The following is a 14630-nucleotide window of genomic DNA, read 5'->3' on the forward strand; positions in this document are numbered from 1 at the left end:
GCCTGCGGCTGGGCGTTAAACGACGTTATTGTACAACTAACAGCCTACTCGCGTACCCAGCGTTTCGCCGCGGACGGCACGCTCGATGTTGCCCTCGGTGCGGTAATTGAACACCAGGATCGGCAGCTTGTGCTCCATGCAGTGGGCGATGGCCGTCGGGTCCATCACGCGGAGGCCTTGCTCTTGCACCTGGGTGTACGTCAGCTCGTGGTAGAGTTGGGCGTTCGGGTCTTTCTCGGGATCAGCGGTGTAAACGCCATCGACTCGCGTGGCCTTCATCAGGATGTCGGCGTCGAGTTCCAGGGCCTTCTGTGCCGCTGCGGTGTCGGTGGTCACGAACGGTGCCCCCGTCCCCGCGGCGAGGATCACGATGCGTCCCTTCTCGAGGTGACGCTTCGCACGCCGGCGAATGAATGGTTCAGCGACGCCATCCATCTTGATGGCGCTCATGAGCCGCGTCGGAGCTCCGAGCGACTCCAGCGCGTCTTGCAGCGCGAGGCCATTGATCACCGTCGCCAGCATGCCCATGTAATGGGCCGTGGCTTCGTGGATGGTGCTGTTGCCCGCCGTGAACTGGGCGCCGCGGAGGATGTTGCCGCCGCCGATGACGATGGCGATCTGAACCCCCTGCTCCTTGGCCTTGATGGTCTGGCGGGCGATATGGACCACTTCGGCCATGTTGATGCCCCGCTCGCCTGGCGGAGCAAAGCTCTCGCCCGACAGCTTGAGGATCAGTCGCTTGTACTTGGGTTCTGACATGTTCGATTGCACCGAATAAAGTGAGGTCGTCGCACAAAAAAGCCCCCGCCGAACTTGGCAGGGGCTTTTGTTTTGCGTCGGTTAGCTTGCGGCTGCCGGTTCGGCTTCGGCGGCGGACGTTTCGCCAACCTTCCAGAGCGCGAAGCTCTTGACCTTCATACCCGCGGCCTTAGCCACGGCGCCGACGGTCTGCTTGTCGTCTTTGACGAACGGCTGCTCTTCCAGCACGATCTCGGCGTAGAAGTTACGCATACGGCCTTCGATCATCTTCTCGAGAATGTTCTCGGGCTTGCCTTCGGCGCGGGCGCGGTCGATCTGAATCTTCTTCTCGGCCTCGACGATCGAGGGGTCGAGCTCTTCCTTGGTCGTCGACTTGGGCTTCATCGCCGCGATGTGCATGCTGATGTCCTTGGCGACAGCCGACTCACCACCTTCGATGGCGAGAAGAACGCCGGTCTTGGCGTCGTGATGCACGTAGCCACCGCACGGCGAGTCGATTCGCAGGATGCGAGGCATGCGGAAGACTTCGCGAATCTTGTTCACGATCTCGTCACGCCAAGCCTTGAGCGTGGTGCCCGGCTTGCTCGGTGCGGGCTGATCCCACAGTTCGTCGGGGGTCTTGGCTCCCGGGCCGGTCGCCAGCTGCTTGGCGAGGTCGTTCGCCAGGGCGATCACTTCCTCGTTGTTCGCAACCGGAGCCGACTCGACCTGCAGTTCGATCATGGCACCGGGGCCCTTGGCGGCGTCGGTGTAAATCGCGATGCGGCCTTCTTCGGTGGTGCGATCGCCGCGACCATCAATGAACGTTTCGCCTTCTTTACGCAGGGCTTCCATCGCAGCGGCCATGTCGCCACCCGAGTCCTGCAGGGCCTTCTTGCACTTCATCATCGGAAGCTGCGTTTGCTCGCGCAGTTCCTTCACCATGGCGGCGGTAATCTCAGCCATTGGTCCCGTTGCCTCCTGTAAAACGTTCGCTCTGTGAGCGAACTAAACTTACTTGAATTGAAACTAGTCGGAGGCACTCTCGCCTCCGACTAGTGAATTGTTGAATGAACGCCTCGGAGCTTATTCGGCGTCGATTATTCAGCGTCGATTATTCAGCGTCCTTGTCCTCGATCACAGCGGCGGGGACATCGCTGCCTTCGCGCTGCTGCTGCGAGGCAATCGCGGCTTGCGACTTACCTGCGACAATCGCGTCGGCGATGATCTTGGTGATCAGCTCGATCGAACGCATGCTGTCGTCGTTGCCGGGAATCGGCAAGTCGACCTTGTCGGGATCGCAGTCGGTGTCGATCAGGGCCACCGTGGCAATACCCAAAGCTTGGGCTTCGCGAACCGCGTTCTTTTCCTTCTTGGGATCGACGATCACCAAGCACTCGGGAAGGCGGCTCATGGTACGCATGCCGTTCAGGTTGCGGAACATCTTGCGATACTCGCGATTGAGCGACGACTGCATCTTCTTCGAGTACGCGTTGTAGGCGTCGCTCGCACGCAGTGCTTCGAGTTCTTCCAGACGCGCTAGCCGATTGCGAATCGTGCGGAAGTTGGTCAGCGTGCCACCGAGCCAACGGTCGTTGATGTAAGGCATGCCACAGCGATTGGCTTCGCGCTCAATCGACTCAGCGGCTTGACGCTTGGTGCCGACGAACAGGATCAGGCCATTGCGGCTCGAAACCTGCGCCAGGTACTTCTTGGCACGCAGCAGACCGCGAATGGTTTCGCGGACGTCGATGATGTGAATCAGGTTCTTGCGGGCGTAAATGTACGGCCGCATCTTGGGGTTCCAGCGACTGGCACGATGGCCGTAATGAACGCCGGCTTCCACCAACTCGGTAACAAGGGTCGACACGTAGGGACTCCAAACTTGGGGGCACACCGGCTAAGTCCCGCGGGCGGCTTGGCACCCCCACTGTGGGGTCCCATCGCAGCCATCCGGGCGTCCGGCGTTAGGTCGTAATGCGGCCAGGGTTTGCATAGCTTCCCCGTGCGGGCCGATCGCCGTGGGGAGCCCTGTAAGGTATCCGAGCGGGGGTTTTTGGTCAATCGGCGTCGGAAGGGGGAGGAACCTCGAAAAATGGCCGCGGGGGACGGCTGGCTCGGGGAATTCGGGAGGGTCGGGAGCGTTTCTGTAGCTGGACTCGCCAGAGTTCAGGGGACCGTTCGAAGTAACCTCCATCAGCGGATTGTATTGAGCGTGAAAGTTGGCCCGAAGGTGAAATGGGGGTAAATTGATCGCATGGACGAATACGATCACCGCACCAACTTCGCTACTCGCCGAACGAGACTTCTAGGCACGGCAGCATGATTTCGAGAGAGGTATACGAAGCCTGGGATGCTTACGTGATCGCAGAGAACAATCGGGTTCGCGCCGAGATGAAGACCCGACTTAGGGACTTTGTTTCCTCCCTATTAGAGTTGCCGGTCGATGCTCAGCATGATTGGGCATTGAGCTTCGCCAAATCTGTGGTGGACGATGGTTGTCGTACCCCAGTTCGCTTCCCGCTATTTCGTGAAGTCTTGTTTCCGGCATTGAAAGCTGGAATCCAAGATAGGCAGCAAGGATGCGCGAGGTGGCTGGCGCATTTCGATGTGCTGCTCGCACAATCGCCGGAGTGCCAATCTCAGTTGCCCGAGCAACTTCAGTCGAGTTACGGATTGCTCCATGAGGCTCTTGATGTGGATCCGGAGGATGCAGCTTCGCGAAAACGACTTGCGAATCTTCTTAGAGCCTGGCTTGAGTACTCCATCCACGAGGTCCCACATGGTGTTTTGTACGAAGCAAATGGCGCCAGCATTGAACAGTGCGTCAAGTTGAAGTCCGAGTTAGCTGAGTTCCAGGAACTAGTTTCTCAAACTGGGTTTGAGAAGGGCGACGTGGAGCTAATCAGAGATTGCCGCTTCCATTTCCAAGCCTACGCCGATTACTTGGCAAGTGGCTCCGATTTTAGATCCTATCGGTCGTACCTAAGCTCGCTAGATTTAAAGTAGTTAAGTACCGCAGACTTCACCGGGTCCTGCAGTTCTCGCAAGCCTAGCTACTATCGAAGCTGGAACGTCGCGGCAGATAAGCGCGAGAGCGCTTGGTCGAATGTCACAACGCTGGCATCTAAGGTGATCGCAAAGGCGACTAGGTAGGCATCCGTCCAAACTTGAGGAGAGAAACTGTCGCTGACAGTGAGCTTACGCCACTCGAGCTCCACGTTGTACGTTTCAGGGGCAAATTGCACTCTCTCGTCTGAGAGGAAGAGGTCGTATGCTCCCCAAGCCTCGGCCATCGTCAAGGTGCTACCGCGGAACACCCTAGGGTTTGTGGCAATTCTCAGAAATCCCTGCTGCGACGCCCGACAGAATAGACAAACGTCGTCGGACAGTGAGTTGAACCACGATCGAGCGACTTCGTGATGAGCATGACCATCAAAGGCCATCGCCAGCCATACGTTTACGTCAGGAAGCCAGATCTTCGTCATCCAAGAGCTCCGCTATGCGAGCGTTGGTCAATTCGGTCTTCCCGGGCTCCTGGCAGTGGACCAAGGGGAGTTGAATGCGGTGCTTGGTTCCGCCGTTGCGCACTGGTTGGGTGGCTGGAAACACGATCGCTACCGACGCACCTTCCGGAAGCGGGGTGCCCTGGTCAAAGACGACAACGCCATTCTGTACGCGACCTGGTATTTCCATACTGGTAGTCTTACCCATTAAGAGCGAGGAAGCAAGCAAAGGAACGCTCTTACCCCCCTAGCCAGAAGCACACTTGCCTCCGGGAATTTCGCGGACCGCGTGGTGGTCCGGCTAAGGGGACAACGCCTCTACACTCCCGCCAGTTCCAGCTCTTCATGCGGCGCGACGACTTCCGATTCAACGCCCTCCTTCAATCGATAGCCGTGCGGGGCGTCGGGGTCGACGATGAACGTCTTAGGATAGACGAACTGTTCTTTCTCTTTGCCGACGAACTTGCCGGCGAGGCGGTACGCGCGGGCTAGGGCTTGCTTGGCGTGGGCTACGGGGCCGTCGGCTTCGATGCTCTTGCAGGCGAGGCCGAACTTGGTGCGCAGCAGGTGGTTGGCGTTGTGGACGTTCAATCGGCGGCGGGCGCGGGCGTTCTTGTGCTCGGTGCTCAGCGACACGTTCAGTCCTTCGAGGTTACGCACGCGATGCGGCGCGAGTTGCGGCCACGTGATGACCTGGCCGGGCTGGGCGTCGAACACCAGGGCGTAGCGGTCGAAGCTGTTGTTGTACGGAATCTCTTCGGACCACTCGCCACTGCAAACCTTTTCGAGCACCTGAGCCGGCGCGAATCGCTGGTCGAAGTGCGGATAGATCCACACGCGTTTCGCACCCCGAATGTGCCACAGCATGTTGATGGGCATGTCGACGTGGTAAGGAACCCATGCGGTGGGGGACGAGATCAGCAGATTCGCCGAGCGCTGCTCGGCCTTGAAGCCATGCTTGCCGGCTTCGATTTCGTCGTATACCTGATTGATCGCGCGGGCGTACTCGGGCTGATGCACCAGCATCTTGCGGCAGTTGATCCAGAGCTGACCATCGCGCACCAGTTGCAGCAGTTCACGACCGCTCACTCCGTTGCGCTCGCCTTCGCGCCAGTCGAACTTCCCAGGGTCGACCCCCATGGTGTTGATGCTCAGGTCGGCAGCCGGATGGTTGTCGATGATCTCGGCCAGCGCATCGTCGTCGAACAGCCCGGTGTCCGCCAGCCGATGCCGCGCGACGAGCACGCCTTGCTCCACGGTGTCGAAGTCTTGCGAAGTCCAGTTGTCGAGAAGAGGTTGGGCCATGATGGCGGGCGTCCTAGAGTGCAGAGCGAAATTCAAACGATGCTCAACTCTAGTGCAACCTCGGGGCCAATGCGGCAGAAAACGCGCACCGGGGCGGGCGATCCGGGCAAGCCTTACAGCCGGAACTCGCGGGCGTGCTCGGATGCAACATGTGATGCAAGAGTGCAACATAATCGCCTAGCCGACGACCTACGTGTCGCCGGAATCATGGCGAAAACGGCGCGACCAGCACCACTTCGCCCGCGGGAGACTGGCCTTCTGAAAGCGGCTTGGAAAGTTCGCTCGTCTCGCGTGTCACGACCAAACTGGAAACTTCACCAACAGACGGAGGGACCGCGAGCACTTGGGCCACGTCGCCGCGCGCGTCGACTTCGATCACGCCGGCGGGCGTGTACTGGTTGTCGGCGTCGACGAGCCAGACTTGCAGCACGTCATCGCTCGGCGCTGTGAGCCCGAACGCGTAGAGATGCACTTCGTGAGGTTCCGGATCCCACACCACGGCGCCTTGCTTGTCGGTGCTGGCGGAGTTCCGCGCCGCGGTGGCGAGCCGGATGGCCTGCGCATCGAACGAACGCTGGATCTCGGCCATCCGCTGTTGATAGAGAGCTTCGCGCTCGGCGTGGGTCAGCGTGATCGGCTGCGGGGCTTGTTGCCAATACACCCCGACAACGAATGCGACACATGCCGCCGCTACGTAAGCGGCGTACATCCAGCGGCGTTGCGGCACGCGGGCGGGCGGCACAGCGGTCGACACTTCGCGAACTCGGCGCATTAGTTCCTGCTTCAGCTCGGCAGGGGGTGCGAGGGGCGTGTCGGCGCTAGTGATGGCGGGGATCATGGCCGTGGTCTCGCGAAACTCGCGGACAGCCTCCAGGCATTCCGGGCAATCGGTAGCCAAGTGTTGTTCTACTTGCTGCAATTCGTCGGGGTCGAGCAGCTGGAGAACGTATTCGGGGAGCAAGTTTTGAATATGGTTACAGGGCATCACTCGGTTCCTCCAGGGCGATGACGGCGGAGGATGGCGCGGAGCTTAATCAGGCCTTGCCGGATATGCGACTTGACGCTTCCCAAAGGGGTGCCGGTTCTTTCAGCGATTTGTTGGTGAGTGAGTCCGTCGAAGTAGGCAAGCTGCAGCGACTCGCGCTGGGCGTGCGTCAGGGTTTCCAATGCTTCGCGAACCAGCTCGCCCTCTTCGGCAGCCATCGCCTCGGCGGCGGGCTGGCCGTCGGGGTAGGGCTGATGGAAGTAGTTTTGGCGAGCTTCGTAAAGCTCCTGCTGGTGCTCGGCGTATCGTTTGCCAGCCCGCAGGTGGTCGATCGCGCGGCTGCGGGCCAGCGTCATCAAGTAACTACGAACCGAACCTCGTTCTGGATTAAACCTTTCGCGACTTCGCCACAGCTCCCAAAACAGATCCAGCAAAACCCCCTGCGCATCGCACGCATTGTGAAGAATACTCAGGCAGACCGGATAGAGCAGTGGGGAGTACCGGTCGTAAAGTTCCTCGAATGCCCGGGTGTCGCCCTGCTGAATGGCCGCCATCAGCCCTTCGTCGCTGGGGGGCGGCTGCGACGAGTCGGCGGTGGTGGAAGAAGGCTGCGACATAAAATCCGAGGGGAACTTAAATGCAGGTAGTCGCCGGCGAGGCGGGCTCGATGGATTTCATCGCCGGATCCGCCACCACACCATAGGTCATCCAGCAACCGGCGTAAGGGGCTTCGGTTTCTTTGGCGAGATAGAAGTGAAACATCCGCAGTCCCTGCCGCTGGTCCATGGCGGTGACCATGACGCTTGCCAAATTGTCGTGTACCACCTGGCTGCCAACGATCACCTGCTGCTGCTCGACAAGCGGTTTGTACGGGGGAGTTAAAAGCATCGCAGCGAAGCGATCTAAAGGACCGGTGACTTCGCGATTGTCGGGCGACGCGAAGGCGTAGACCTGCTGTAGCGCATCGGGGCTTACTTGGCAGTCCGCTAGGCTCGCCACCTGAATTCTTACGACCTCGCGGGGCTCGAGCTTGGGCGACGGGACGGTCAAATCGGCGCCGCTCGGCACATTCGGTTCCACCGCCGGCTCGCCGAGGTCACGCGGCTGCCTTGATACCAGCCCGGCGTTGAAGCCAACGCTTAGCAGCATCAGGAGAATCGCGACTTGAATCGACCAACGGATCATAAACGGGCGAATGCGTGGAGAGCGAAGGGAGCAGCCATTCCATTAAAGACGGGCCGCCCCGTGGGTAGCAATCCACTGGCAGAAGAAAACTTTCGATTTCTTCAGGAATCTCAAATCTACGGTCCGGCGGTGGTCGTACCCCTAGCACTTGGCAAGAGTTCTGAGGCCTCTGTGGCCCCATGGGGGAATGCTAGTGAACCGTACGAACCAACTCGAACTCACCCAATCAGCGGAAACTCCGCGAACCGAAAACTACGGTGCTTATGAAAGGCCAAACGATGATGAAACAACTTGGATGGAGCTGCGCGCTGCCAGCATTGCTGATGGTGGCTGGCGTAACTCGCGGTGACGACCTGACCGTGCTGGTGGACGTACCACTGACGCAGTCGCAAGCAATCTACACGTTCAACACGAATGCACTTCCGCTGCCGGCCGCTCCTGGCACGGTGCCAATCTCGGGGCTCGACGCGGGCGATCGCCTGCTGAGCCTCGACTACCGACCTGCAACTGGGGAGTTGTATGGCCTGGGAGCGATGAGCGCGCTGTACACGGTGAATCCACTTACCGGTGCTGCCAGCAAGGTGGGCACCGGTTTCACCAACCCGCTGGTGGGAACGCAGTTCGGTTTTGACTTCAATCCCGACATCGATCGCATCCGCATTGTCGGGGACGCGGATTCGAACTTTGTCGCCCACCCGACCACGGGCAACGCGAACATTGCGGTGACAACCGCCATCGCTTACGCACCGGGTGATATCAATGCTGGTGCCAATCCGAACGTGGTCCATCACGCCTACAACAACAACGAGCTCGGCATGGCCGACATTACGCCGCCGACGTTGCTGCACGCCATCGACACCAACCTCGGTGTGCTAGTAACGCAAAATAACAATGGCGGCGTGCTGATGACCATTGGTTCGCTGGGTGTCGCTGGCCTGTCCGACGAGGGTGGCTTCGACATCTCGACCACCGGAAACGCCTACGCGGCGTTCAAGGTGGACGACCTGAGTTCTAGCTTGTACTCGATCAACCTCAGCTCCGGTGCTGCGACGTTCCTCGGCACCTTGCCCATAGGCGTATCGGGCTTGGCTGCGGTTCCCGTTCCGGAGCCTTCGACGATTGCGGTGCTAGCAGTGGCGATGGCTGCCCTCGCCGTCTGCCGGCATCGCAGGTAGCCACTCCGACGATCCTGCTTGAACCCCTACTTAGTCGAAGTGCCCCCGCGGGGGCGATCGCAGTCCCCCCTGACCGATCGCCCCCGCTTTTTCATGCGCGGCCAGGCAGAGCGGGCACTTACCTCTGCTACCCAGCTTACCATTTGTAGCGATTGTATCGATTTGGTTAACTTTAACGCCTGTAGCGATCCGAAGTAGCTAGAGACACCACCACCGGTCTACCGGTCTGTTGGCATATTCTGCATCGGAGAGCTAGCTGTGAAGCTGCAAACGAGAATCCATCGCGTCGCTGCAAGTCTGTTGGCCATCACTGCTTTGGCGTACTGCCAGCAGGCGAGCGCGCAGGGCGTCGACTACCAATTGGGCGTGGGTTACGACTCGGGCGACTCCGTGGGCCTCGACGACGGCTTCACCCGTTTCGAAACGTGGTTGCCGCTCTACCAGCCGAGCGAGAACTCGGTGCTGTTCGCCGACTTGCGGTTCCTGTTGTACAACGACCAGAGCGACGCCCTCGGCTTTAACCTGGGTGGTGGCGGCCGTGTGTACGACCCCTACCAAAACCGCATTTGGGGTGCCTACGCGTACTACGACATGCGCGACACGGGTCCAACCGACTACGATCAAATCACGTTCGGTGCCGAGAGCCTCGGCCAGTTCTGGGACTTCCGCGCCAATGGTCACGTGCCGTTCGGCAATAGCCCCGTCACGCTGCTCACGGGTGACATCGAGACCGAGTTCCAAGGTTACAACCTGCTGCTGTCGAACCTGACCACGCAAAACGCGATGACCGGCTTCCACGCCGAAGCGGCCACCGTCATCTGGGCGGAAGAAAACTATCAGGTCCGCGCGGCCCTCGGTGGCTACCACTTCCGCGACGACGACATGGACGTCGATGCCACGGGTCCGCGAGCTCGCCTCGAATTCCGGGGTGGCGACGAGTTCTGGGTGTCGGGTTACGTCCAGCACGACCAGGAGTTCGACACCACTGCGGGCGTTACCCTGCTGTGGCGGTTCGGCGTGACGGGCCGTGGTGCATGCGAGAACTCGGCCTACAGCGTTGCCGCGCGATTGGGTGACCCTGTCGAGCGTCTGCAGCACGTCGTCATCGCCCAAACCAGCAGCGACGAAGTGATCGTTGCCAACAATACCGATGGCACCGTGATGACCATCCTGCACGTCGATTCCAACGCCGCCGGTGGTGGCGATGGTTCGTTCGAGGCACCGCTCAATCAAATCTCGCTGGCGTCGAACCAACCGGAGAACGTTGTGTACGTTCACGGTGGCAGCGTGTTCGCGGGCCAAGCGTTTGTCGGCAGCACCGAGGGCCAGCAAGTGCTCGGCGAAGGCATCGTCAACCGCGTGATCACCCAGCAGATTGGCTCGGTCGTTCTGCCCACCGTCAACGGCGGACCGCTGCCGCAAGTGAATGGTGCTCCGGGAAGTGCCTTCACGTTCACGGCCGACAACATCGAACTGGCCGGCTTCAACATTCAGTCGCCAGGTGCCGCGGGTGTGACCGCCACGGGCCAAGGTGGATTTAACATTCACGAGAACACAATCACCGGTGCCACGACGAATGGCATCCAGCTCGTAAATGCCACGGGCGTCAACACCATCGCGAACAACACCATCGCCACTAGCGGCCAAGCGGGCATCGACATCTTTGGTGACTTTGCCGGCGAAATCACGGGCAACCAACTCACCGCCAACGGTGCCGAGGGCTTGGTGGTCAACGGCAACATGACCGGCAACATCACCGGCAATACCGCCTCGCTCAACACGGCCATCGGTATCGAAGTGGGTGGAAACCTGACCGGTAACCTCGCGGATAATACCGCGGCGTCCAACGCGGATGCGGGCATCCTGGTGTCTAACAATGTCACCGGCAACGTCACTGGCAACACCACCTCGTCCAACGGAACCTCGGGCATCATCGTTGCCCGGCAAGTCACCGGCAACGTGCAGGGCAACACCGCCAGCCTCAACAACGAGTTCGGTATTCAAGTTGGCTCCGGTGCCGTCGGCGATGGCGTCACGGGCAACGTGGTCAGCAATATCACCTCAGGCAATGGTGCAGGTGCCGCGGGTGGTGGCGGTATCCTGATCGACGGCAACGTCGGTGCCAATCTGTCGGGTAACACCGCTGCGGGCAACGGCGATGGCGCCTCGTTCGATGGCAATGGTATTCAAGTCACCGGCAACGTCGGCCAAGCCGTGAGTGGCAACACGACTAGCAACAACGACGGCACCGGTCTATTGCTCAACACGGTGACCGGCAGCATCAGCTTCAACACCGCCTCGAGCAATGGCCAAGGAGCGGTTGGCGGCCATGGCATCATGGTCACTGGCAACGTCGGTGGCAGCGTGAACAACAACGCCGCGAGCAGCAACGTCTTCACCTCGGCCGGCGGTACCGGTATCTCGCTCATGGGCAACGTCGCGGGCAGCGTCTCCACCAACACGGCGCTCGCCAACGACGATGTCGGTTTGCTCGCACTCGGTAACATCGCGGGCGACTTGTCGAGCAACACCGCCAGCACCAACGACGCCGAAGGTATCCTCGCCAACACCGTCGCGGGGAGCGTCTCGGGCAACACCACTAGCAATAACGGATTCACGGGCCTGCAAACCACCGGCAATGTCGGTGGCGGTGTCACTGGCAACACGGCCAACGCCAACGGTCAATCCGCCGGCGGCGAAGGTGGCGACGGTATCCAGATCGGCGGCAACGTCGCGGGTAGCGTGAGCAGCAACGTCGCAACCGGTAATATTGGCGGCACCACGGCCGATGGCAACGGCGTGCTGCTCGCCGGCACCGTCGGTGGCAGCATCATGACCAATAGCGCCACGCAGAACGATGGCATGGGCCTGCGAGTCAACGGCGCGACCGTTGGTGGCTCGATCACCAACAACACCGCGAGCGACAACGTGCTCGGCGGTATCCAAGTCAACAACGTTACCGGCTCGGTCACCAGCAACACCGCGAACTCGAACGACGCCTTTGGTATCGCCGTCAATGGCACCGCGGCTTCGGTGGCCAACAATACGGCGGGCCAAAATCACTTCGCCGGCCTCGAAGTCACCGGCAACATCGCCGGCGACGTGTCGGGCAACACTACCTCCGGCAACGGCCTCTCGCCCGGCGGCGAAGGTGGTAGCGGTATGATCCTCGGCGGCAACGTTGGCGGCAACGTCGCCAACAACATCGCTTCGGCGAACGCCGCCGGCACCGCCGACGATGGCGATGGTATCGCCCTGGCTGGCAACGTTACCGGCAACGTCTCCGGCAACACCACCAGCAGCAACGGCGGCAACGGCATCCAAGGCCAAGCCATCACCGGCAGCCTGTCGACCAACACCGCCAGCAGCAACGGCGAGTTCGGCATCAACTTCAACAGCGTGGGCACCACCGTCAACGGCAACATCACCTCGTCCAACGGCTTCGATGGCCTCGCGATCAACGGCACCGTCGGTGGCAACGTCTCCGGCAACACCTCGAACAGCAACGGCCAATCGGCTGGTGGCGAAGGTGGTAACGGTCTAACGCTCAATGGCGCGGTATCCGGCAACATCACCGGCAACACCACCACCGGCAATATCGCCGGCTCGGCAAGCGACGGCGACGGTATCCACGTCGCCAACACCCACACGGGCAACATCAGCACCAACGTCTCCTCGTCCAACGGCCGCCACGGTATCTTCGTCGATGGCGACCTGAACGGCAATTTGATCGGCAACGTCACCAACAACAACGTCGCCAACGGCATCGACGTCGAAGATGTCTTCGCCTCGAACATCGCCACCAACGCCGGCATCTCCAGCAACACCGCCAACGGCAACGGCGGCGCGGGTATCGCCGTCGACAGCCTGTCGGCCGCCAGCGGTGGCATCAACTACACGGCGATGATCAACAACATCACCAGCAACAACGGCTCGCACGGTATCCACGTCGACGGCGACGTGGCCGCCGAAGTCCGCGGCAACCAGACCAACAACAACGGTCAGAGCGCGGCGGGTGGTAACGGCTTGTTCGTCGATGGCAACATTCGCGGCGACGTCACCCTCAACAGCGCGGGCAACAACAACGCCGGTGCCTCGTTCGATGGCAACGGTATCCACGTCACCGGCAGCGTCGTGAAACTCAACCCGGCCGCAGCCAACACCATCGCCGTGAACAACAACATCACCGACCTCAACGATGGCACCGGCCTGCGGGTCGATGGCAACGTCCAAGGCTCGGTGAATAATAACCAGGCTCGCAACAACGGCGACCGCGGTATCCATGTCGCGGGCAACGTCGAGGGCATCGCCTTCGGCGTCAGCTCGGTCTCGGGCAACCAGACCACGCAGAACGGCACCGACGGCATCCTGATCGGCGGCAACATCGTCGGCAGCGTCCTCGAGAACGTCTCGAACCAGAACGGTCAAAGCCTCCTCGAAGGTGGTCGCGGTATCAACATCGTGGGTGGTGTGCAGGGTAACGTCTCGAATAACACCACCAACCTGAACCTCGACGGACTGACCTCCGACGGCGATGGCTTGTTCGTCGGTGGCAACGTTGCCGGCTCGGTCAATGACAACTCGGCTACCAAGAACGATGGCAACGGTATGACCTTCGCCCTCAACATCAACGGTAGCCTCGTCAACAACACCGCCATCGAGAACCTCGAGAACGGCATCGAAGTCGTTGGCACCCTCGGTGGCGTCCAGTCCGGCACCACCGTCACCGGCAACGCTGGATTCGGTCTGTCGATCAACGGAGCCGTCATCATCCCGTAACACTCCACCACCGAGCGGGGCCCGTAAGGGCCGTGGTGACTCGCTGTTAAGCTTACAGGAATGTAACGCTGACAGGTCGCACCCGGTTGCCGCCGCCGCGTCCCGAGCCGACAATGCGTAGTCTCGCATTGCTTGTCTACTCAGGAACCGGTCTGCTCGGGAATGGTGTCGATGTCCACGCGCAACAGCGGCTCACCCCGCTTCACGGGCTTTCCGTTAGGCCTGCTGCACTTCCTCGAAGAGCTCTCGCGGTACAACAACCGCAAGTGGTTCGAGGCGAATCGCGATCGCTACGAGCGTGATGTCCGCGAGCCCGCGCTTGCCTACATCGCGGCAATGGAAGCCCCGCTCAAGAAGATCTCGCCCCACTTCACGGCGGTCCCCAAGAAGGTCGGTGGCTCGTTGATGCGACTGCACCGCGACGTCCGGTTCAGCAACAACAAGCTTCCCTACAAGACCAACGTTGGCATTCAGTTCCGGCACGAAGCCGGCAAGGACATCCACTCGCCCGGCTTGTACTTTCACATCGCCCCCGACGAAGTGTTCATCGCCGTCGGCATCTGGCACCCAGATGGCGACACCCTCCGCGCGATCCGCGAGACCATCGACGAATACCCGGGCGACTGGCGTAAGGCCCGCGACGCCAAACCGTTCAGGCAGCGATTCGAACTCGCCGGCGACACCCTCCAGCGGCCACCGCGCGGCTACGGCATCGACCACCCCGATGTCGAGGACCTGAAACGCAAGGACCACATCGCCGTCGCCAAGCTCGATCACGACGTGCTGTTCGACGGCACGCTGGTGAATACCACCACCGACAATTTCCGCGCCGCGAGCAAATACATGCGGTTCCTCTGCGAGGCCGTCGGGGTTGATTACTAGACGCGTTTCTCCGTAGCCGCACCGTAGACCCGTAGCCGGACTCGCAAGAGTTCGGGCAGCATTTTAGGGCGCCCG

Annotated in this window: 12 protein-coding genes; 4 read left to right on the forward strand and 8 right to left on the reverse strand. The window is 60.7% G+C overall.

Translation table 11 applies throughout. The annotated features are described in order from the left end of the window. Nucleotides 1–36: 36 nt before the first annotated feature. From pyrH to rpsB, 3 genes are all read right to left on the reverse strand, one after another. The gene (gene pyrH, locus SH292x_RS17915) at nt 37–759 is read right to left on the reverse strand and encodes a UMP kinase (protein WP_442482388.1); all 723 of its coding nucleotides are present in this window, start codon (nt 757–759) and stop codon (nt 37–39) included. Between the two features lie 81 nt (nt 760–840). Continuing rightward, nucleotides 841–1704 carry a translation elongation factor Ts gene (gene tsf, locus SH292x_RS17920; RefSeq protein ID WP_442482389.1) on the reverse strand — a complete coding sequence of 288 codons (864 nt, stop codon included), beginning with the start codon at nt 1702–1704 and terminating at the stop codon, nt 841–843. Nucleotides 1705–1852: 148 nt separating this feature from the next. Then, nucleotides 1853–2608: a 30S ribosomal protein S2 gene (gene rpsB, locus SH292x_RS17925; RefSeq protein ID WP_442482390.1), complete on the reverse strand. Its 756-nt coding sequence runs from the start codon at nt 2606–2608 to the stop codon at nt 1853–1855. A 452-nt stretch (nt 2609–3060) separates the two neighbouring features. On the opposite strand from rpsB, the gene SH292x_RS17930 reads away from it, so the two are divergent. Next, complete coding sequence (locus SH292x_RS17930) at nt 3061–3747, forward strand: hypothetical protein (protein WP_442482391.1); 687 nt, start codon at nt 3061–3063, stop codon at nt 3745–3747. A gap of 50 nt (nt 3748–3797) precedes the next feature. Here SH292x_RS17930 and SH292x_RS17935 read toward each other — a convergent pair whose 3' ends face one another. The 5 genes from SH292x_RS17935 to SH292x_RS17955 form a co-directional block, all read right to left on the reverse strand. Beyond that, the gene (locus tag SH292x_RS17935; RefSeq protein ID WP_442482392.1) at nt 3798–4226 is read right to left on the reverse strand and encodes a TA system VapC family ribonuclease toxin; all 429 of its coding nucleotides are present in this window, start codon (nt 4224–4226) and stop codon (nt 3798–3800) included. Nucleotides 4227–4562: 336 nt separating this feature from the next. Beyond that, nucleotides 4563–5549 carry a cupin-like domain-containing protein gene (locus SH292x_RS17940; RefSeq protein WP_442482393.1) on the reverse strand — a complete coding sequence of 329 codons (987 nt, stop codon included), beginning with the start codon at nt 5547–5549 and terminating at the stop codon, nt 4563–4565. Nucleotides 5550–5754: 205 nt separating this feature from the next. Further along, nucleotides 5755–6534: an anti-sigma factor domain-containing protein gene (locus tag SH292x_RS17945; RefSeq protein ID WP_442482394.1), complete on the reverse strand. Its 780-nt coding sequence runs from the start codon at nt 6532–6534 to the stop codon at nt 5755–5757. Further along, a complete protein-coding gene (locus SH292x_RS17950; RefSeq protein ID WP_442482395.1) occupies nt 6534–7151 on the reverse strand; it encodes a sigma-70 family RNA polymerase sigma factor in 618 nt (205 codons plus the stop codon). The genes SH292x_RS17945 and SH292x_RS17950 overlap by 1 nt, the downstream gene beginning before the upstream one ends. A gap of 16 nt (nt 7152–7167) precedes the next feature. Further along, nucleotides 7168–7719 carry a hypothetical protein gene (locus tag SH292x_RS17955; RefSeq protein WP_442482396.1) on the reverse strand — a complete coding sequence of 184 codons (552 nt, stop codon included), beginning with the start codon at nt 7717–7719 and terminating at the stop codon, nt 7168–7170. Nucleotides 7720–7997: 278 nt separating this feature from the next. Between SH292x_RS17955 and SH292x_RS17960 the strand changes: the two genes are divergently transcribed. From SH292x_RS17960 to SH292x_RS17970, 3 genes are all read left to right on the forward strand, one after another. After that, nucleotides 7998–8894, forward strand: coding sequence for a DUF4394 domain-containing protein (locus SH292x_RS17960; protein ID WP_442482397.1), 897 nt, complete (start codon nt 7998–8000; stop codon nt 8892–8894). A gap of 258 nt (nt 8895–9152) precedes the next feature. Then, nucleotides 9153–13673 carry a beta strand repeat-containing protein gene (locus SH292x_RS17965; protein ID WP_442482398.1) on the forward strand — a complete coding sequence of 1507 codons (4521 nt, stop codon included), beginning with the start codon at nt 9153–9155 and terminating at the stop codon, nt 13671–13673. Between the two features lie 171 nt (nt 13674–13844). Further along, a complete protein-coding gene (locus SH292x_RS17970) occupies nt 13845–14555 on the forward strand; it encodes a DUF2461 domain-containing protein (protein ID WP_442482399.1) in 711 nt (236 codons plus the stop codon). Nucleotides 14556–14630 lie beyond the last annotated feature (75 nt).

The sequence above is a fragment of the Aeoliella fuhlenseeensis genome (assembly GCF_052161615.1).
Classification (GTDB): domain Bacteria; phylum Planctomycetota; class Planctomycetia; order Pirellulales; family Lacipirellulaceae; genus Aeoliella.